This window comes from Sphingomonas sp. OV641 (assembly GCF_900109205.1).
Classification (GTDB): Bacteria; Pseudomonadota; Alphaproteobacteria; order Sphingomonadales; family Sphingomonadaceae; genus Sphingomonas.
This window is the reverse complement of sequence record NZ_FNZB01000001.1, coordinates 97,445-116,570: the sequence shown is the minus strand read 5'-3', so window position 1 is coordinate 116,570 and position 19,126 is coordinate 97,445. Positions and strand designations below refer to the sequence as shown.

Below are 19,126 nucleotides of genomic sequence, written 5' to 3'. Positions count from 1 at the left end.
GCGAGGCGAACCGGGTAGCGCAAGATGATTGATTCGGCGAGCATATGGCAAAACGGCTCGTCCCGCACTATGTGCGCGCGCACTCATGGCAACGCGTCTTCCTTCACCGCCCCGCGTGGGCATGGTGTCGCTCGGCTGTCCCAAGAACCTGGTGGACAGTGAGCGCATCCTCACCCAGCTGCGTGCTGACGGCTATCACATGTCTCCCGATTATGCGGGTGCGGACGTCGTGCTCGTCAACACCTGCGGCTTTCTCGACTCGGCCAAGGAAGAGAGCCTGGAGGCGATCGGCGAGGCGATCGCGGAGAACGGCCGCGTCATTGTCACCGGCTGCATGGGCAAGGAAGCCGAGGTGATTCGCGCCCGCTTCCCCAACGTGCTCGCGATCACCGGCGCTCATGAATATGAACAGGTGGTCGAAGCGGTGCACGAGGCCGCGCCCGCGAACCTGTCGCCCTATATCGATCTGGTGCCCGACGCCGGGCTGAAGCTGACGCCGCGGCACTACAGCTATCTCAAGATTTCCGAAGGCTGCAATCACCGCTGCTCGTTCTGCATCATCCCGTCGCTGCGGGGTGATCTCGTCAGCCGCCGGCCGGACGCGATCCTGCGCGAGGCGGAGAAGCTGGTCGCGGCGGGCACGAAGGAACTGCTCGTCATCAGCCAGGACACGTCCGCTTATGGGCTGGACCTGCGCCACGCAGCCTATCCGCTGAAGGGTGGCGGCGAGGTGCGGGCGCACATGACCGATCTCGCCCGGGAGCTGGGCCGTATCGCCCCCTGGGTGCGGCTCCACTATGTGTACCCCTATCCGCACGTCGATCAGGTTATCCCGCTGATGGCCGAGGGGCTGGTGCTTCCGTACCTCGACATTCCCTTCCAGCACGCCGCACCCAATGTGCTGCGCGCCATGAAGCGACCGGCGAATGACGCCAAGGTTCTCGCCCGGCTGCGTGCCTGGCGAGAGGTCCGCCCGGACATCGCGATCCGCTCGACCTTCGTCGTTGGCTTTCCGGGCGAGACGGAGGCCGATTTCGAGTATCTCCTCGATTGGCTAGACGAAGCCCAGCTCGATCGCGTCGGCGCGTTCCGGTTCGAGCCGGTGGAAGGCGCCAGCGCCAACGCCCTGCCCGATCCGGTGCCCGAGGAGGTGAAGGAAGAACGCTACGCCCGGATCATGGAGCGAACGGCCGCGATCAGCGCTGCCAAGCTTCAGGCGAAGGTCGGCCGCACGCTGCAGGTCATCATCGATTCGGTCGGTGAGGAGGGCGCTTCTGGCCGCTCCTATGCCGATGCGCCGGAGATCGACGGCGAGGTACACCTGCGTGACGCCGGCCATCTTTCGGAAGGCGATATCGTCAGCGTCACGATCGAGGATGCGGACGAACACGATCTCTTTGGCGTTCCCGCTTGACCCGGGCGAAAGCGCTGCTATCAGGCGCGCCTCGCCCGGCGGAATTGTCGCGGTGAATGCCCTTGGGGCGGAGTAGCTCAGCTGGTTAGAGCAGCGGAATCATAATCCGCGTGTCGGGGGTTCAAGTCCCTCCTCCGCTACCATTTTCCGACAACAGCAACGCCTGATCGCACCCTCGCCGGGGTGGCGCGCCGATGCGCCTGCGCGCTAATCCCGCCGGAAGCGATGCTGGGACAGTGGCTCCCACGGCCCCCCGCGATACCACCATGTCGCCAGCCCATCGATGATGAGCGGGCGCGGCCGGAACGCAGCTTTGAGGTCCGCCAGCAGCATCTTTGCCGTTGCTGGCTCCACCTTGTTCTGAATCGTCACATGCGGCCGCCAGCCAGCCTGGTCTTGCGGCGTCAGCATGCCGGCAAACGCCTCGGCAATCCGCGCGCGCACCGCCTCCAGGCCGGCGCTGTCAATGCGATAGGCAACGCCGCGCCCCAGCGAGAACGGGCCCGCAAGCGCCGCGGCCGGCGCGGGCACGCCGCGCGTTTCCTCTGCCAGCCGCCATTTCAGCTCATCGGCCGCGCTGGGTGGCAGGTGGTGAAACATCGTCAGATGCGCGGCCAGCACGTTGCGCTCGGGCGGGAAGTGCCGTTGCCGCAGATCGTCGAACCACGCCTGGTCGGACCGCCCGAACACGGCGGTCACGATGATCGGAGCCGGAGGCTGGCCGCTCAAATCTCGATCTGGCTGCCGAGTTCGACCACGCGGTTCGTCGGTAGGCGGAAGAACTCCATCGCGCTTTCCGCATTGCGCAGCATCCACGCGAACAGCTTCTCGCGCCATAGCGCCATGCCCGGATGCGCGGACGCCAGCAGCGTCTGGCGGGAGAGGAAGAAGCTCGTCTCCATCATCCGGAACTCGCCGCCGCAGCGATCAAAGGACTTGAGCGCCGCCGGGATATCCGGCGATTCCATGAAGCCGTAACGCAGGATCACGCGGTGGAACCCCTCGCCCAGCGCCTCATGGTTGAACCGGTCCTGCTCCGGGAAGAACGGCATGTCCGTCACCTTCACCGTCAGCAGGATCACGCGATCGTGCAGCACCCGATTGTGCTTCAGATTGTGCAGCAGCGCCGGCGGCACGCCTTCCGGCGTTGAGGTCATGAACACCGCCGTCCCTGACACCCGGGTCGCGCTGTTGGCCGCGGAGCCGATGAAAACCTTGATCGGCATCGCGCCCTCGCGCATCCGCTCCAGCATCAGCTTGCGCCCGGTCGCCCAGGTGGTGAGCAGGATGAAGACGATGATCGCCACCAGCAGCGGAAACCAGCCGCCGTCCGGCACCTTCGTCAGGTTCGACGACAGGTACAGGCCATCGATCAGCAGGAAGCTGGCGACGAACGGCAGCACCGCCGCCAGCGGCCAGTGCCAGACGCGCTGGATCAGCACCGCCACCATGCAGGTCGAGATGAACATCGTGCCCGTCACCGCGATGCCATAAGCGGCGGCAAGGTTCGACGATTCCTGAAAGCCCAGGATCAGCAGCAGCACCATCGCCATCAACGCCCAGTTGATCGACGGAATGTAGATCTGCCCGGCCGCCGACGCGCTGGTGTGGTCAATCCGCAGCCGCGGCATCAGGCCAAGCTGCACCGCCTGCTGCACCACCGAATAAGCGCCGGTGATCACCGCCTGGCTGGCGATCACGGTCGCCATGGTGGCGAGGATGACCAGAGGCAGGCGCCATTCCTCCGGCGCCATCAGGAAGAACGGGTTCTTGGCGCTGGCCGGGTCAGCCAGCATCAACGCGCCCTGTCCCAGGTAATTGAGCATCAGCGCAGGGAAGACGAACCACAGCCAGGCAAAGGCGATCGGCTTGCGTCCGAAATGCCCCATGTCGGCGTACAGCGCTTCCGCCCCCGTCACTGCCAGCACCACCGAGCCGAGCGCCAGAAACGCCAACGTCCCGTCCGTCGCGGCGAAGCGCACCGCCCATCGCGGATCGAGCGCCAGCAGGATCTCCGGCTGCGCGATCACGTGAATGAGGCCGAGCACCGACAAGGTGATGAAATAGACCACCATGATCGGGCCGAACAACTTGCCGACCCGCGCCGTGCCGACCGACTGGAGATAGAACAGGCCGATCAGGATCGTCACCGCGATGGGGATGACGAAACTGTCGAACGTCTGCTCTACCGTCGCCAGCCCCTCCACCGCGGACAGCACCGACATGGCGGGCGTGATCATGCAATCGCCGAAGAACATGGCCGTTGCGAGCACGCCGAGCATGACGAGGCTCGGCCCCCATCGCTTGCCCGCGCCGCTCCGCCGCTGGATCAGGGCGAGCAGCGCCAGGCTCCCGCCTTCTCCGTTATTGTCGGCGCGCAGGATGACCATCACGTATTTGAACGTCACGATCAGCACGAGCGACCAGAAGACGAGGCTCAGCACGCCGAAGATGTGGAGCCGGTCCACCGCAAGCGGGTGGTGACCGACAAACACTTCCTTCATCGCGTAAAGCGGGCTGGTGCCGATGTCGCCATAGACGACGCCGATCGCGCCGAGCGCCAGCTTGCCCAGCCCATCACCGTGATGGTGATGTGGCGTGATGGCCGGCGTGACGGGGGGAGCAACTGTGCTCACCGACAGTCAACCAGCGCCAGGTTCAAGGGGAAGAAAACCACCGTCATCCTGTAAAAGCCTGGGCGCGCCTAGCACTTCGCACCTGCGCCGCAAGGGGAACATTACCGGAACGGATGAGTTCCACGTTTGAAGGAGACCGACATGTCGGACAACAACCCCAAGAGTGAGCCGTTCTCGAACGCGGAAAAGGACCCGGACGATTGGACCACTGGCGATGAGCCGATGACGGGCGCGCAGGCCAGCTATCTCAAGACCTTGAGCGAAGAGGCGCATGAGCAGTTCGATGAAGAGCTGACCAAGGCCGAGGCATCGAAACGGATCGATGCGCTTCAGGACAAGACCGGTCGGGGCAAGTAACGGCATCAGGCTGCCGAACGAGCAGATTGACCGGCGGATCCGTCCCGCCCGGTCGGGGACTATCGTCCGGTCTGCTCCACGGCTGCCATATAGCGTTCGAGCACGAGCAACTGGCCGGCGAGCTGCCGCTTATATTCGGTGCCGTCGCGTGACAGCGACACGGCGCGCGCCATCAGCCGCCGCGCCATCGGCAGATCGCCTGCCCGGATATAGGAGATTGCGGCATAGTAAGGCGGTGCCGGATGCTCGGGCGCTAGCTGTATGGCGCGCCCGAACGCCAGCTTCGCCGCCGGCGATACTTGGTCGCCATCGAGGATCACGAGATTGCTGCCAAGCTGCGTCCACAGGATGAAGCTGCGCGGGATCGCGCGAACGCCGCCCATCACCACCTGCGCTGCGGCACGCCGATCACCGGCGCGCAGCATCGCATCAGACGCGACAAGATAAGCGGTGTCCGCCGTGAACCGGCCCATCAGCCGCTCGCGCAGGATCACGCTTTCCGGTTCCACCGGCACGGGGCTCGCCGCGGGCCTTGCCGGTGCTGCCGCGAGCGCCGGCCGGCCCTGCCAGGCATAACCGGCGGCGCCGAGGAACAGCGCCGCGCCTGCGAAGGACCAGACCAGCCGCGGCAGCCGAAGCAGCAGCAGGGCGGCAAAGGCCAGCGCGCCGATCACCGCCAGGGCGACATAGCCCATCACTGGTCCAGACTCTTGGTCTCGTGCATCTTGCCCGCAAGTTCGGGCGGCATGTATTTCTCGTCGTGCTTGGCCAGCAGGTTGGAGGCGATGAACGAACCGTCGCGCTGGAAACGTCCCTCCGCCACCACGCCGGAATTTTCGCGGAACAGGTCCGGCACGATGCCGGCGAAGCTGACCGGCGTCGTCGCTCGTCCGTCCGTGACGCGGAAGTGGACGGTGACGCCATCCGCCGCCCGGACCACCGATCCGCCTGCCACCATCCCGCCAAGGCGAACGGCGCGGCCGGCGACCAGCACTTCCGGGGTAACATCGGACGGCGCATAGAAGAACGCGGCCTGATCCTTCAGGCCGGACAGCGCGAGCAACGCCGCCACGGCAACCGCCAGCAGCGCGGCGCCCGCGAGCCAGAGCCGCTGGTGCTTCGCCTTCATCGTCTGTCCTTCTCGGCGCGCCGCATCGCCCATAGGCTCGCCAGCGCGATGATCGCGCATGTGCCCAGCGCCACCGCATAGGCAGCGATAACGAACGGCCAGGCGTTCACGCCGTCGCCCTCCGCCGCAGCCGCGCTTCTGCCTTCGCGATCGCCAGCAGGGTGCGCATCCGCATCAGGACAATGGCCCCGAACAGGAAGCTGAAACCGCTCAGCATGATCGGCAGCGGCCAGAGAATGGAGGCGTCGATGGTGGACCGGGTCAGTCCGATGCTCGGCCCCTGGTGCAGCGTGTTCCACCAGATCACGGAATAGCGGATGATGGGCAGCAGCACCGTGCCGGCAATGCCGAACAAAGCCGCGATCCGGCCGTCGCCGCCGCGCTCGCGATCGGCCCGCGCCAGCGCGATATAACCCAGGTACACGAAGAACAGCAGCAGCATGGAGGTCAGTCGGCCGTCCCACTGCCAATAGGTGCCCCACGTCGGGCGTCCCCAGATCGCGCCGGTGATCAGGCAGACCGCGGCAAAGGCCGCGCCCGGCACCGCGATCGCGCGCGCCGCCACGTCGGCCAGCGGATGGCGCCAGACGAGATAGGCGATGCTGGAAAGTGCAATCCCGCTCCATCCGCCCATCCCCAGCCAGGCGGACGGCACGTGAACGTACATGATGCGCACTGATTCGCCCTGCAGGTAATCGGGCGGCGTCTGCGTCAGCCCGGCCCAGCAACCGATCACGATCAGCGCCAGCCCTGCCCAGCCGAGCACGGCGGTCAGCGGTCGCGCGATCTTCAGGAAGCGCGCAGGATTGGCGAGGGCATGGAGCGCGGGCACGATGGTGTTATCCCATATGGGCAAAATCGCCTGTCGTCATCGATTGACTGGCGCGTTCCCCCGCTCCTCTCTCAACAGCAGCCATGGGCCGCGGCGGGCGATCCATGCCGCCCCGCTCACGGCCCAGGGGTCAACCCCGGCCGATCAGTCGCCGCGCGATCCGGTCCGCCACATCCGCGGCGGGATCGCCGCTTGCGTCGCTCTCGTCCCACACCTCGATCAGGCGATCCGGAATGCGGGCGATCCGCGCCTTCACCTCTGCCTCGTCGCCATGGCCCAGATACTCCAGGCCGACGTTGATGATGCCGCCGGCATTGATCACATAATCCGGCGCGAACAGGATGCCGCGCTCATGAACGCGGCGCCCGTCGTCGCGGGTGGCCAGCTGGTTGTTGGCGCCACCGGCGATCACCTTGGCCTTCACCGCGCCGATCGACTGCTCGGTCAGCACCGCGCCAAGCGCATTGGGGCTCACCAGATCGACATCGGCCGACAGGATCTCCTCCGTCGGTACCGTGGTCGCGCCAAGCTCTGCGGCAAGCGCCGCGGCGCGCTCCTTGTTCACATCGGCCAGCGTCAGCACCGCGCCGTCCGCCGCCAGCAGCCGGGCGAGGCCGCCGCCGACCGAGCCGACGCCCTGGATGGCAACCCGCACGCCCTTCATGTCGGTGGCACCCAGGCCGCGCTGCGCCGCCGCCTTCACGCCCAGGTAGACGCCAAGCGCCGTGTACGGGCCCGGATCGCCGCCGGCCGCGCCGCTCGCCACCGGCAGGCCGGATACGTAGCGCGTTTCTTCGGAGATCACCTTCATGCGGGCTTCGGACATACCGACGTCTTCCGCCGTGACATAACGGCCGCCCAGCGATTCGACCGCACGGCCAAACGCGCGCAGCTGCGCCTCGCTGATCGTCGCGCCCGGCGCGTCGGCCAGCACCACGCCCTTGCCACCGCCAAGCTCCAGGCCCGCCATGGCGTTCTTGAAGCTCATGCCGCGCGACAGCCGAAGCGCGTCGGTGATCGCGGCCGTGTGATCGGCATAGTGCCAGAAACGGACGCCGCCCGCTGCCGGCCCAAGCGCCGTGGAATGAACCGCAATTACGGCACGTAGGCCGGATGCAGGATCAGTGAAGAGGTGGACGCCCTCATGGTCGTCGAAGTCGGGGAAGCCCCACGCGGTCATGTCATTCCCGGGGAAAAGAATGGGGCGATCGACGGGACTTGAACCCGCGACCCTCGGTACCACAAACCGATGCTCTAACCAACTGAGCTACGATCGCCGTGAGAAAGCGCGCCCCTACGGCTAGGGGGTCGAGGCGTCAAGGTTCGATCAGCAATTTCCTTCGCGCTTTCGAAGGTTCAGGACGTTTGCGACGGGGATTGCAGGCCGAAATCATCCCGAAAGCGGCCGGGGCCTGCTCAGAAGCGGCCCTCGATTGCCAGTTCCATGCCGCGCTGCGTTTGAATGAAGCCGATCGCTTGCAGCTTGGTGCCCGATGCGGGGTCGGACGGTTGCAGGGTCAGCTCCGCGCGATAGCGCCCGTCGGGCCAGATCCGGATGGTGCTTCCCTCGTTCCCGGCCGCACTCACCAGCGGCAGCAGCAGCGCGCCGGCATCGCACCGCGCATTGCCATTGAGCGCCGCCGGCACGGCGATGCCGCCGATCTCGCTGCCCATGGTGGCGCGCACCCGCCCCTCCGCCTGCTCGCACGTGTCACCGCGAAAGCGGACGCTAACGTCCTGCAAGTCCAGGAGAGTCACTGGAACGGGCCGAAAAGTCCCGCCCACCGGCAGCGAAGCGGTCAGGTCATCGATGCCGAAACTGTGCCGGCTGACCCCGATCGCTCCGGTAAGACGCGCCGCCGCTTCCGGCGCGTCGGCCAGCCCCTCCAGATTGACGCGCGCGCGTCCGACGAAGAGCTGTACCGGCGACACTCCGGCCGACAGATCACCCAGCGCGATCCGGCCGAACGAAGCTTCGCGCAGCTCTCCCGCCCAAATGCTCCCCGTCACCTCTCGTGCGGTCATGCCCTGCGCTGCCAGCCCGAACCATCCAAGCGCCAGCCGAAGCGGCAGGAAGATGATCAGCGCCGCTACGAAAAGCGCCAGAAACAGCGCGCTCGGCCCCGTGGCCAGTCGGATCCGCCTCATGGCGCCCTTCCCTTCAACGTCAGCGTGGCCGCGACCGTGCCGTCGCCGTTCCCGGTGATGGTGGAGGCGTCCACCAGCAGCCCATCGGCTTCGAGGCCAGCAATCCAGCTCAGCAGTGGGCCCGGGCGCGCCGTGGCGATCCCGATCCTGATCCTGTCGCCGTCGGGCTCCAGATTGGCGAGTACGAACCCGGCTTCGTCTGCACGAGCGCGCACCGCATCGGCCAGCGCGCCCTCCGGCGTGCGCGGCCGCCCGCGCTGGATCGCCTTCACCTGCGCGACCTGCGCCTTCACCTCGCCCAGCCGAACCTCGGCACTGGCATGGCGCTGGCGCGTCGATTCGAGCCCATCGCGCACCGGGCGCACGATCCCGGCGAACACCAATGTGATCACGAACAGGGCCGCCATCACCATCAGCAGGCGTTGTTCGCGCACGCTGCGGCCGCGAAACCAGGTCGACAACACGGTCATGGCAGCGCCACGGTCACGTCGCCGCGAACGCGCTGACCATCCGATTGGAACGTGCTCGCCGCCACTGCAAACCCCGCTTCCCTCAACCGGTCGATGAGTTGGTTGGCCTGTGCCTCGCCACTCGCCGCAATCGTCGCGCGTAGCTCGCCCGTGGGCTCGAACGCCACTGCAATCACCTCCGTGCCGTCAACTTCGCGCGTGGCGCTGGTCAATGCCGCAACCGTCGCGCTGAAGCCGGCACCCGGCCCCCGCAGTCGCGACAGCCGCTCGGTGAGCAGGCGTCCCGCATCGCCCTGATCCGCCCCGCGCGGCAGCCCTTCGCGGGCCAGCGCATCGGCCTGCGCCTCCGCCGCATCGGCCGCCATCGCGTAGCGCGCGATCCTGGTCAGATCGATGGCCAGCGTCACCAACAAGATCATGCCCGCCAGAACCGCCAGCCGGCGTATCAGCGGCCAGTCGATCGCCCGCCGCTTGCGCCTGGCGAACGGGCCCTGGCGAAGGTTCAGCAGCGGCTGCGCCACGTTCGCAACGATCGCGGCTTCCACCGCGTCCCGGCCCAGGGTTTCCGGCGAACTGCCGCCGGTGACCAGATCGGTGATCCGCGCCTCATCGGCAAACCCGCTGGTTCGCCCGCGAACCACCGATTGTCCGCCCAGCTCGGCACGAACATATCCTTCGGCTGGCGCTGGCAGCAGCAGCGGAGCCGGCAAGATCACGGCCGGATCGATGCCAAGGCTGGCGAGAGTGCCGAGCCAGTCGCGCATTCGCCCGTTCGCCACCACGCCGATCGGCCGCTCGTCCTCCGCCTCGTCGCCCACGGCCACGTGCAGCCCGTCGAGAGGTGCTGCGCTCGCCTCTGCAATCACGATCCGGGCGGCGGCCTGCGCCTGCGCCGGCGACCGGGCCGGAAGGCTGGACCAGTGGAGCGTTACCGCATCCGCTGGCGCGATTGCGATCGTCGGATCCGCGCCCGCTTCCGGGGCGCCTTCGCCCCGCCCGGTCACGGCGTCATTCTCCACGCGCAGCCATCGCCAGGGCTGATCGACATGGGCAGGTAGGAAGAGGATCGTCGCGTTCATAGGATTTCGCCCCATTGCCGCGAGACGAGCCGCGCCGGAAGCGTTGTTGCGTCAACCAACGCCCTTTCCTGCAACTCGCTGCCCGCGACGGTAACGTCGATGCGCACGTCGAACCAGGTCGACACGACGCCCGTCTGCTGCTCGGCAAGCGGATCGGTAATGCCGGACGCGGCGAAGATCTTCCAGAAATCCTGCGTGTCCGAAAAGCCGTTGGGCGGGCGGCGCAGCAGGCCCGCGGCCGCCGCCTGCACGCTCAGCGTGTCGGGCAGCAGCATGGCTACCAGCGGCGCCTGCTCAGGGGTGAGCGTGTTGACGTTGATCATCGCCCGCTTCGCCTCTGGCAAAGTGCAGAGCCACGGGCGCAACTTGGCGTAAGCGTCGCTGGTGACGCCGGCGACGGCGCGCAATTCGCTGGGATCGACCATCAGCGTGCCGGCCGTGCGGTAGGGTGTCGCCAGCCCCTGATAGGCGCCATCCTCCGCCCCGGTGCCAAGCGCCAGATCGTCGCTGTCGATCCAGTCGGCCGCCGCGGCAGCGATCCCCTCTCCTCCCGGCACGTTGAGCAATCGGGCGAGGCGCGCCATCTGCGCCACCGCGGTTGGGTCGGCGACATATTTGCCGTCAAGTTCGGTCACCAGGCCATTGAGGTTGAAACAGTTTCCGCCGTCACTCACCCGCAGGACGGCGGCGCCGCCGGGCAAGGGAAGCGTGTACGGCTGGTTGCTCCAGCCGCCCGCCAGCGTGACGCGATCGGGGCTTTGCCGCAGCAATTGCGTGATCCTGCCGGTCGCCAGCGTCTCGGCAGCCAGGGCAAGGCCGCGCGCCTGATCCAGCGCGACCGCATTGGCGGTCAGCCGCGTCGAGAGGCGCAGGCGTTCCAGTGCGGTCGCCGCCATGACGGCAACGATCGCCACCAGCAGCAATACCGTCAGCAGCGCCGCCCCGCGCTCTCCTTGGCGTTTAGCTCGCATCGGGCGTCTCCGCCGGATTGGGAATCTTCACCACAGGCAGCGCGCCGGTCCCCACCAGGAACAACTGGCGAAAGCTCACGCCGTCCCGCCGTTGCAGCGTCAGTTCCAGCGCTTGTGGCAGAGCCGCGCCCTCGCTGCCGTTCCAGCTGTCGCTCCAGGCGCCGGCGATGCGATAGCGCAGCTTGGCACCGGCAAGTCCGGTCAGCGCGGGCGCGGCCGGCAACGGCTCGGCGCCATCGACCATTGGCCAGGCGATCCGCTGGAACACCCCGTCCGCCAGGCGATAGCTCACCTTCTGCAAGGTCGAGCGCGCGTCCGAATCGATGTTACTCCAGCCCGCGCGAACGAAGGTGACGCTGGTCGCGTCTCCGACGAACGCGGGAAAAGTCGTGCCCCGCTCATCGCGGGCAGGACGATTCATCGCCTGAGCGAGATCGGCGGCCATCAACGACGATTGCCGCGCCAGCGCCCCCATGTCGTCCAGCCGCGCGGTGGTCGCGCCCTGCGCCCGCACGCTGAACGCCAGAAGCGCGACGCCCGCCGACGCGATCAGCCCGAAAATCATCAGGGCGACCATCACCTCGACCAGCGTGAAGCCAGCCTCGCCCCGCTCCTGCGGCACCTTGCGTGTGCCCCTGTTCCGCTTCACGACACGATCGCAGTTGGCGGCTGCGGCCCGCGGATCATGGTCAACCGGCCCAGCGCCCGACCGCCCGTATCCAGCACCGCCACGTCGATGCGCAGAACCTGCGAATCGCCGGTACGTCGCACATCGCGGATCCAGCGCCATGCCCGGCCGCCATTCTGCTCCACGCCGCCCGCCCGACCCAGAGCTGGCGGGCTCGGCGCCGTGATCGCCTCCACGGCCACGTTGCGCGCCACCATCTGCGCCAGCACCGTATCGCTCAGCAGTGCGGTGGAGCGGATCGTCGCGCCCTCCAGCCGGATCAGCGCCAGCGCGGCCAGGCTGAACACCGCCAGCGCCACCATCACTTCGATCAGGGTAAAGCCGCTCGCCCCATTCAGCGGCTGGCAGCAGCGGTCGCGTGCGACGGCCGGCAGATACGGCTCAGCCATTCACCCGCGCGCCCGTCTGATCGCCCACCGTCACCGTGATCCGCGTCCGATCCCGGCGAAGCGACACCTCCAGCATCCGGTCAGCCATGCCGGTCGAGTCGAACGTCACGCGCGCACGTTCCGACAGGATCGCCTGCGTCCCGTCGCTCCATTGCGCAACGCGCAGCGGCTTTTCCGCAATCGCGATCCACTGTCCGCCGCGCCGCTCGTCAAAGCCATAGCCGGCAGGCGTGACCCACACGCTCACCGGTCGGCCGCCGATCACCGCCGCATCGCGGGCCGCCCGGACTCGCGTGGCAAAGCGCGCGCCTTCGTCCACCAGCCGCCCGCGCGGGTCGGGCATGGCGAGCACCGCGGCGGCGGAGGCAAGGCCGATCACGGCGATCACGATCATCAGCTCGACAAGGGTGAAGCCACGCTCCGCCGTCCGCCGACCCACCTTCAGGCGGTCACACAGGCGCAAGGCGGCACGAGCGGCCAACTCCCGTCCTTACTGCCAGGAACCGATGTCGGCGTTGATGCCCTCGCCACCTTCCTGGCCGTCCGCACCATTGCTCCAGATGTCCGCAGCACCGTGCTTGCCCGGCGAAGCATAAAGATAGGCTCGGCCCCAGGGATCGTCCGGCAGCCGCTTGATATAGCCGCCCGCCTGATAGGCCGCGGGATTGGAGAGACCGGCGGGCGCGGTCACCAGTGCCTCCAGCCCCTGCGCGGTTGTCGGATAGCTGTTCTGCTGCAGACGATACATTTCGAGCGCCTGCTCGATCGTGGCAATATCGGCCTTCGCCTTCTGCACCTTCGCCGTGTCGCCCGACGGGATGACGTTCAGCGCCACGATGGTGGCGAGCAGACCGATGATGACGATCACCACCATCAGCTCGACCAGCGTGAAGCCGTTCCTCTTGCTACGCTTTTTCAATTCTTTACGCATGATGTCTCTCATTGCCCGGCAAGCGTGTTCAGCTGCAGGATGGGAAGCAGGATAGATAGCACGATCGTCGCCACGATGCCGCCCATCACCACGATGATGGCCGGCTCCAGCAGCGACATGGCGGTGGCCGTGAAGCGGTCGAATTCGCGCTCCAGGTAATCGGCGGCACGCTCCAGCATCTCGTCCAGCCGCCCGGCCGCTTCGCCGGATGCCGCGAGATAGGTGAGCAAGGGGGGGAACACCGCCGCCCGCCGCATCGCCGATGAAAGGCTGCCACCGCCACGGATCGCCTCCGTGATCTGGTCCGACGCGAGCTTCAGCCGGCGGTTGTGGATCGTGCCCGCAGTCAGCGCCAGTCCCTCCAGCAGTGGCAGGCGGCTGGCCACCATGGTCGCCAGCGTGCGCGCCATGCGCGCTGCATGAAGGTCACGCAGCAACCGCCCCAGCAGCGGAATACGCAGCAGCCAGGTGTCGAATGCCAGGCGAACCGGCGGTTGCCGAAGCGCGACCACGAACCCGCCGATCATCAGCGCCATCACCAGCAGCATCAGCCACCACCATCCGACCAGCACGTCGGAGATACCGATCACGATGCGGGTCAGCACCGGCAGCTCCTGTCCGACGGTATCGAACTGCTCCACCACCTGCGGAACAACAAAGATCATCAGCGCCGCCACCACGCCCATGGCGACACAGGCGAGGATCGATGGATAAGCAAGTGCTGTCAGCAGCTTGCCACGTATTTCTGCCTGTCGTTCCAGCAGGGCGGAAAGCCGCTCCAGGATCGCGGGCAGCGTGCCGGAGCTTTCGCCGGCGGCCACCATCGCGCGATACAAAGGCGGAAAGCTCTTCGGCTCCCGCCCCATCGCATCGGCCAGCCGACGCCCTTCCACCACGCCTGCGTGAACGGTCTGAACGACGGTGCGCACCTTTTCGTGCTCGGTCTGGCGCGTGATGGTGCGCAGCGATTCCTCCAGCGGCGACACGCGCGAAAGCGTGGCGAGCTGGCGGGTGAACAGGGTAAGCTGCTTGCCCGACATCTTCGGGCGGCCGACCTGCAGGCCGAACAAAGGGCGCCCCCGCGCTGCCGGTGCGCTGCCGGGCTCGATCCGCACCACGTAGAGTCGCCGTCGGTCCAGCACGGCGCGCGCCGCCTCCGCGTCGGCCGCGGCAACATGCCCGCGCGTCTCCTGCCCCCGCGTGTCGATCGCCAGATAGTCGAAGTCAGGCACTGCGCCTCACTCCCGATCGCCGTGCATCGCGCCCGAAGCTGTCACGATGCAGCAAGATGCGGGCACAAGAACCTGTAAACGATCAATCATTGTCTTCGCGCCGCGACACGCGGACGGCTTCCTCGGGAGTCGTGACGCCTTCTTCCACCATCCGCCGGGCCGCCGCGCTCAGCGTCTCGGAACGGGCAAAGGCATGGGCCGATATGGACGCTTCGTCAGCGCCATCATTGATCATCCGCCGCACCGTTTCGTCGATCCGCACCGCCTCGAACACGCCGACGCGTCCCTTGAAGCCGCTGTGGTTGCACTCGGCACAACCAGCGGGTTCAAACACCGTCGCGTCGCGTGCGATGCCCAGCAGCGGCGCCACCGTCTCCCCGGCCGGCAGCGGCCGCCGGCACGCCGGGCACAGCCGCCGCACCAGCCGCTGCGCGATGACCGCGCGCAGCGTGGAGGCCAGCAGAAAAGGCTCCACCTTCATGTCGCGCATGCGCGTAATGGCGCCGATCGCGTCGTTGGTGTGCACCGTGGAGAGCACCAGGTGGCCCGTCAGTGACGCCTGCACCGCGATCTCCGCTGTTTCCCGGTCGCGGATCTCGCCGACCATCACGACGTCGGGATCCTGTCGCAGGATCGCCCGCAGGCCCGCGGCAAAGGTCAGCCCCACCTTGGCGTTCACCTGAGTCTGGCCGACCCCTTCCACCGCATATTCGACCGGGTCTTCGACCGTCAGGATGTTGCGGCTGCCGTCGTTCAACAGGCGTAGTGCGGCATATAGCGTCGTGGTCTTGCCGCTGCCGGTCGGCCCGGTGACCAGCACGATGCCATTGGGCTCGTTGACGGCCGCTTCCAGCATCGCGTGCATCGGCCGGGACATGCCGAGTGCATCGAGGTCGATCCCGGCATTGTCCTTGTCCAGAATACGCAGCACGACACGCTCGCCGGCGCGGCTCGGTAGCGTGGAGACGCGCACGTCCAGCAGCTTGCCGCCCAGCGTCAGGCCCATACGCCCGTCCTGCGGCACCCGGCGCTCGGCAATATCCAGCCGCGCCATCACCTTAATGCGGCTCACCACGACCGGCGCGACATGCGGCGGCATGCGCAGCGTTTCGCGCAGCACGCCATCCACGCGCATCCGCACGACCAGGCCGGTCTCATAGGGCTCGATGTGAATGTCGGACACGCCGTTGCGGGCGGCGTCGGCGATCACGCCATTGATCAGCCGGATGGCAGGCGCATCGTCCGCCGTATCCAGCAGGTCTTCAGCCGTGGGAATGCCGTCCGCCAGCAGGTCCAGCTCATCGCCCATGCCTACGGCCGCGAGCGCCGTCGCCTGGCCATCCATCGCGTAATTGTCACCAAGCAGCCGATCGAACGCCGCCGGCTCCAGCACCGTCACGTCGAACGGACGCCCAAGCACCCGGCGCACTTCGATCAACGCTTTGGGATCCGCGCCTTCCCGCAACGCCACCGCCTCGCCAGACAGCGTCACGCCGAACCTGCGCGCGAAGGCATAAGGCAAGGCGACCAGCGCGGGCTCATTCTCCAGGCCGCTGATCGGCGACGGGCCGCCCGCGCCCTCTGCCGGGATGATCGCGCCCTCCGCTGCCAACGTCGCCGGCAGCGGCGCAGGCGACGACAAGTCTCGGCTGGTCCTGATCACTTGTCCCGTCGCTTGATGGTCACGGTGGAATTGCGCTGCACCGGCACGTTCACTCGCGGATCCTCGATATTGCCTGGCACCGGTGCTGAGGGGATAGGCGCCGCGGCCCCCATGTAATCGCGCACCAGTTCGTCGATCGACGGCTCGCGCGCCGGATCATGCTGGCCTTGCTGAAGCCGCAGATAGCCATAACGCTGCTCCGTCACCCGGCGATTGTCGTCGGAGGAACGCAGGATTGTTGGTCGGATGAACACCATGAGGTTCGTCTTCGATCGCTGCCGCGCCTTGGAGCGGAACAGGTTGCCGATCACCGGTATGTCGCCCAGCAGGGGCAGCTTTTCCAGTGTGCGCCGCTCGTCATCGCTCAAAAGCCCGCCGATGATCGCGATCTGCCCGTCATCGACGGTCAGCGTGGTTTCCACCTCGCGCTTGTTCAGGATCAGATCCGAATTGTCGTCGCTGACCGGCCCGGCGATCGAGCTCACCTGCTGGTGCAGGAACAGCTTGATCGAGCCTGAGGAATTGACCTGCGGCCGCACCTCCAGCTGGATGCCGACATTCTCGCGCTGCACTGTGCGAAACGCATTGTCGAAGTTCTGGCTCAGCGCCTGGCCGGTGGTGATCGGGATTTCCTGGCCCACCAGGATGCGCGCTTCCTGATTGTCGAGCGTGATGAGGCTCGGTGCCTGCAGCAGGTTCGACGTCGTGTCGCTCTTCACGGCATTGATGATCGTGCCGAAGATCGTGTCTCCGCCGATATTGCCGCCAAACCCGGCAAAGCCGCCGCCTGCGCCCAGGATGGAATTGATCGCCTGCTGGGCCAGTGCGTCGCTGGCGGTATTGCCGGTGCTGGTCGTCGTCCGCGTGCCATCGGCGCCCACCACCGTCGTGGTCGTGCCACCGATCTCGCGCGCGCCGATCGCGCCGGCGATGGTCAGCAGATTGGGCGCCGAATTGGAAAAGCTCGTTGCGCCAAAAGCACCGCCCGACAGGCTGCCGAGCAGGAACTGGAATCCCAGCCGGCTCGCCGTCACGTCGGATACCTCGGCGACGATCGCCTCCACCAGCACCTGTTCGCGCCGCGTGTCGAGCTGACGCACCACTTCGGCAAGCTGGCGCTGGATGTCGGCCGGGGCGGCGATCACGATTGCATTCGCGCCGACGAAGCGCGTGACGACGGCGGGCGCCCGGCCGCCCTGCGCCTGCACCGCCGCCTGCCCGCTGGATCCGCCGCCGGGCGCGCTCTGGCTTTGCGTCTGGCTGCCGGTGCTGACGCTGGGCTGACCGCTCGTGCCGTTGCTGCTGGTGGAGGCGCCGAAGTTCGATTGGCTGAGCTGGTTCTGTGGCACTGAATCGGGCGTCTGCCCGACAAGCTGCTGGAGAACCGGCAGCAGCTGCGCGGCATCGGCATGTTCCAGGAAGACCACGCGGATTTCTGTGCCGCTCTTGGCCTTCTGATCGAGATCAAGCGCCACCTGTGCCAGCCGTGCGACCGTGGATGGATCGCCGCGCAGGGCAATCGAGTTCGCGCCTTCCACCGGCACCACGCTGGCGCTGGCGGTCTGCCCCTGCGCTGGCGTTCCCAGCAGCCCCTGCAGCGCGGTCGCGATGTCGCGCGCGCCGGCGTTCTTCAGCGCGATCACTCGCGTCGAATTATTGTCCGTGTCGATCCGCCGCAGCACCTCGCGCACCCGGCGCACATTGTCGGCGAAATCGGCGATCACGATCGAACTGCCCGCGCGATTGGCGCTGACGGAGCCCTGCGCGGAAACAAGCGGGCGCACCGTATCGACCGCCGACTGCGCGTCGATCGCCCGCAGCCGCACGATCTCCGTCACGAACTGGTTACGTGCCGCGCCGCTGGAGCCGATCCGGCCCGGCTGCGAGGCGGCATTCTCGATCGGCTGGACGCGCAGCGCGCCATTCGCCGTCGGCACGGTGACAAGCCCGTTGGCCCGCAAGGTGGAGAGGAACACCTCGAAATATTCGGACCGGCTGAGCGGCCGGTCAGTGACCACCGTCACCTTTCCCTGCACCCGGCTGTCGATGATGAAGGTCCGCCCAGTCACCTTTGCCGCATCGGCGATAAAGGCGCGGATATCGGCGTCGCGCACGTTCAGCGTCGTTTGCGCATGCGCCTGAGCGGCAAGGACGAGCGCCAGCGCCGGCGCGAGCATCCAGCGCTTCATTGTGCGCTCACCTGCACGCTGAGCGGCAGCGTCTGGCCGCCCCGTTCCACCGTGATCGCGATCGCGCCGCCATCAGCATATTGCGTGGCCAGCCGCTCTATGTCGCCTGGGCCCTGAACGGCACGCCCGCCGATCTCCGTGACGATGTCGCCTTCCTTCAGGCCCGCCGCACGGAACGCGGCGCCGGGGCCCACTGGCCGCACGACGAGTCCGCTGATCCGTCCCCCTTCCACCCGCGGCACGAAGCCGATTTCACGCTGAAACTGCTGCACTGTTATTCCTGCACTGGGTGGTGGTGGCGCTGCGGGCTGATCGGCCTCGCCGGGCACGGGGGTTGGCGTGGCGGCACCCGCCGATTGGTCGAGGAAAAGATCCTCGCGCGCGCCGCTTCGCTCGATGGTGACATGGTCGAAGGCGACTTGCCGGAGCACGACGCCGGGCATGATCTCCTCGCCCACTGCCACGCTCTGCTGCACATTGTCGGGGCCCGCAAGGATTGCCGAGCCGCGGCCGGTCGCTTCGTCGATCCGCGTTCCAAAGAGGGTGAGTTGCAGCGAGGTCACGACTCCGGCGCCGCTCTGCGTCGCGGCGCCGCTGATCCGGAAGAACGGATCGAAGCCGCGCAACACCTCGCCAGGCGCAGCCGGCAGCACGACGCCCGCCGGTCGCCACTCACCAAGTGGCGATACCGGCGTCACCACCGTCCACACCAGCCGCGCGCACTGGATCGCCAGCGCGCCGAGCAAGACCAGTTCCGCCAGCGAATAGACGTTCACGACGGGCACCCGCCGCAGGATCGCCTTCGCGCGGGCGTCGAAGTTCAATCGCATGTATCTGCCAATCCCCGCGCAGCCGCCGCTATGTCCGCGATGTTACAGCGACATTGCACATCAGTGTAATATGTCGCGCGCCCGCCGGCCATGCCTCACGCGCGCCCCTGCCCGCCGCTTCGTCCGGACACAAGTTCGCCCCGGACCGCTTGGGCGGATCCGGGGCGA

At 67.3% G+C, this 19,126-nt stretch carries 20 protein-coding genes and 2 tRNA genes; 3 read left to right on the top strand and 19 right to left on the bottom strand.

Annotation, left to right across the window (positions count from 1 at the left end):
* The first annotated feature begins 85 nt into the window (after positions 1-85).
* Positions 86-1,414, top strand: coding sequence for a 30S ribosomal protein S12 methylthiotransferase RimO (gene rimO, locus BMX36_RS00520; protein ID WP_093063282.1), 1,329 nt, complete (start codon positions 86-88; stop codon positions 1,412-1,414).
* A 66-nt stretch (positions 1,415-1,480) separates the two neighbouring features.
* A tRNA-Met gene (locus BMX36_RS00515) sits at positions 1,481-1,557 on the top strand.
* A 64-nt stretch (positions 1,558-1,621) separates the two neighbouring features.
* Here BMX36_RS00515 and BMX36_RS00510 read toward each other — a convergent pair.
* Both BMX36_RS00510 and BMX36_RS00505 read right to left on the bottom strand, forming a co-directional pair.
* Positions 1,622-2,143, bottom strand: coding sequence for a 2'-5' RNA ligase family protein (locus BMX36_RS00510; RefSeq protein ID WP_256210598.1), 522 nt, complete (start codon positions 2,141-2,143; stop codon positions 1,622-1,624).
* A complete protein-coding gene (locus BMX36_RS00505) occupies positions 2,140-4,050 on the bottom strand; it encodes a potassium transporter Kup (RefSeq protein WP_066777966.1) in 1,911 nt (636 codons plus the stop codon). The genes BMX36_RS00510 and BMX36_RS00505 overlap by 4 nt, the downstream gene beginning before the upstream one ends.
* 141 nt (positions 4,051-4,191) lie before the next feature.
* Here BMX36_RS00505 and BMX36_RS00500 point away from each other — a divergent pair, with 141 nt between their 5' ends.
* Positions 4,192-4,407 (top strand): DUF3072 domain-containing protein, encoded by a 216-nt coding sequence (locus BMX36_RS00500; RefSeq protein WP_066778072.1) that lies wholly within the window; start codon positions 4,192-4,194, stop codon positions 4,405-4,407.
* A 59-nt stretch (positions 4,408-4,466) separates the two neighbouring features.
* On the opposite strand, the gene BMX36_RS00495 is transcribed toward BMX36_RS00500, so the two are convergent.
* The 17 genes from BMX36_RS00495 to BMX36_RS00415 all read right to left on the bottom strand — a co-directional run bounded on the left by BMX36_RS00495 (position 4,467) and on the right by BMX36_RS00415 (position 18,958).
* Complete coding sequence (locus tag BMX36_RS00495; protein WP_093063280.1) at positions 4,467-5,102, bottom strand: hypothetical protein; 636 nt, start codon at positions 5,100-5,102, stop codon at positions 4,467-4,469.
* Positions 5,102-5,536 (bottom strand): cytochrome c maturation protein CcmE, encoded by a 435-nt coding sequence (ccmE, locus tag BMX36_RS00490; RefSeq protein WP_066778065.1) that lies wholly within the window; start codon positions 5,534-5,536, stop codon positions 5,102-5,104. The genes BMX36_RS00495 and ccmE overlap by 1 nt, the downstream gene beginning before the upstream one ends.
* 106 nt (positions 5,537-5,642) lie before the next feature.
* Positions 5,643-6,368: a heme ABC transporter permease CcmC gene (gene ccmC / locus BMX36_RS00485; RefSeq protein ID WP_093065086.1), complete on the bottom strand. Its 726-nt coding sequence runs from the start codon at positions 6,366-6,368 to the stop codon at positions 5,643-5,645.
* Between the two features lie 130 nt (positions 6,369-6,498).
* Positions 6,499-7,548, bottom strand: a complete 1,050-nt coding sequence (locus BMX36_RS00480; protein WP_093063279.1) for a Glu/Leu/Phe/Val family dehydrogenase — start codon at positions 7,546-7,548, stop codon at positions 6,499-6,501.
* A gap of 20 nt (positions 7,549-7,568) precedes the next feature.
* Positions 7,569-7,645 (bottom strand) — tRNA-His (locus BMX36_RS00475).
* A 139-nt stretch (positions 7,646-7,784) separates the two neighbouring features.
* Entirely contained in the window at positions 7,785-8,516 is a 732-nt protein-coding gene (gene gspN, locus BMX36_RS00470) for a type II secretion system protein N (RefSeq protein ID WP_093063278.1), read from the bottom strand.
* Positions 8,513-8,986, bottom strand: coding sequence for a type II secretion system protein GspM (gspM, locus tag BMX36_RS00465; protein WP_093063277.1), 474 nt, complete (start codon positions 8,984-8,986; stop codon positions 8,513-8,515). Before gspM ends, gspN begins: the two co-directional genes overlap by 4 nt.
* Complete coding sequence (gene gspL, locus BMX36_RS00460; RefSeq protein ID WP_093063276.1) at positions 8,983-10,065, bottom strand: type II secretion system protein GspL; 1,083 nt, start codon at positions 10,063-10,065, stop codon at positions 8,983-8,985. Before gspL ends, gspM begins: the two co-directional genes overlap by 4 nt.
* On the bottom strand, positions 10,062-11,036 hold the full coding sequence (gene gspK, locus BMX36_RS00455; RefSeq protein WP_066777947.1) for a type II secretion system minor pseudopilin GspK: 975 nt from the start codon (positions 11,034-11,036) through the stop codon (positions 10,062-10,064). Before gspK ends, gspL begins: the two co-directional genes overlap by 4 nt.
* The gene (gspJ, locus tag BMX36_RS00450; RefSeq protein ID WP_177178959.1) at positions 11,026-11,685 is read right to left on the bottom strand and encodes a type II secretion system minor pseudopilin GspJ; all 660 of its coding nucleotides are present in this window, start codon (positions 11,683-11,685) and stop codon (positions 11,026-11,028) included. The genes gspK and gspJ overlap by 11 nt, the downstream gene beginning before the upstream one ends.
* The gene (gene gspI, locus BMX36_RS00445; protein WP_093063274.1) at positions 11,682-12,113 is read right to left on the bottom strand and encodes a type II secretion system minor pseudopilin GspI; all 432 of its coding nucleotides are present in this window, start codon (positions 12,111-12,113) and stop codon (positions 11,682-11,684) included. The genes gspJ and gspI overlap by 4 nt, the downstream gene beginning before the upstream one ends.
* Positions 12,106-12,594 (bottom strand): GspH/FimT family pseudopilin, encoded by a 489-nt coding sequence (locus BMX36_RS00440; protein WP_256210597.1) that lies wholly within the window; start codon positions 12,592-12,594, stop codon positions 12,106-12,108. The genes gspI and BMX36_RS00440 overlap by 8 nt, the downstream gene beginning before the upstream one ends.
* A gap of 9 nt (positions 12,595-12,603) precedes the next feature.
* The gene (gene gspG / locus BMX36_RS00435) at positions 12,604-13,044 is read right to left on the bottom strand and encodes a type II secretion system major pseudopilin GspG (RefSeq protein WP_093065082.1); all 441 of its coding nucleotides are present in this window, start codon (positions 13,042-13,044) and stop codon (positions 12,604-12,606) included.
* An 8-nt stretch (positions 13,045-13,052) separates the two neighbouring features.
* Positions 13,053-14,276, bottom strand: coding sequence for a type II secretion system inner membrane protein GspF (gene gspF / locus BMX36_RS00430; RefSeq protein ID WP_093063273.1), 1,224 nt, complete (start codon positions 14,274-14,276; stop codon positions 13,053-13,055).
* An 82-nt stretch (positions 14,277-14,358) separates the two neighbouring features.
* Positions 14,359-15,807, bottom strand: a complete 1,449-nt coding sequence (locus BMX36_RS00425; protein WP_305825944.1) for a GspE/PulE family protein — start codon at positions 15,805-15,807, stop codon at positions 14,359-14,361.
* Between the two features lie 128 nt (positions 15,808-15,935).
* The gene (gene gspD / locus BMX36_RS00420) at positions 15,936-18,128 is read right to left on the bottom strand and encodes a type II secretion system secretin GspD (RefSeq protein WP_093063271.1); all 2,193 of its coding nucleotides are present in this window, start codon (positions 18,126-18,128) and stop codon (positions 15,936-15,938) included.
* Positions 18,125-18,958: a type II secretion system protein N gene (locus BMX36_RS00415; protein ID WP_093063270.1), complete on the bottom strand. Its 834-nt coding sequence runs from the start codon at positions 18,956-18,958 to the stop codon at positions 18,125-18,127. Before BMX36_RS00415 ends, gspD begins: the two co-directional genes overlap by 4 nt.
* Positions 18,959-19,126 lie beyond the last annotated feature (168 nt).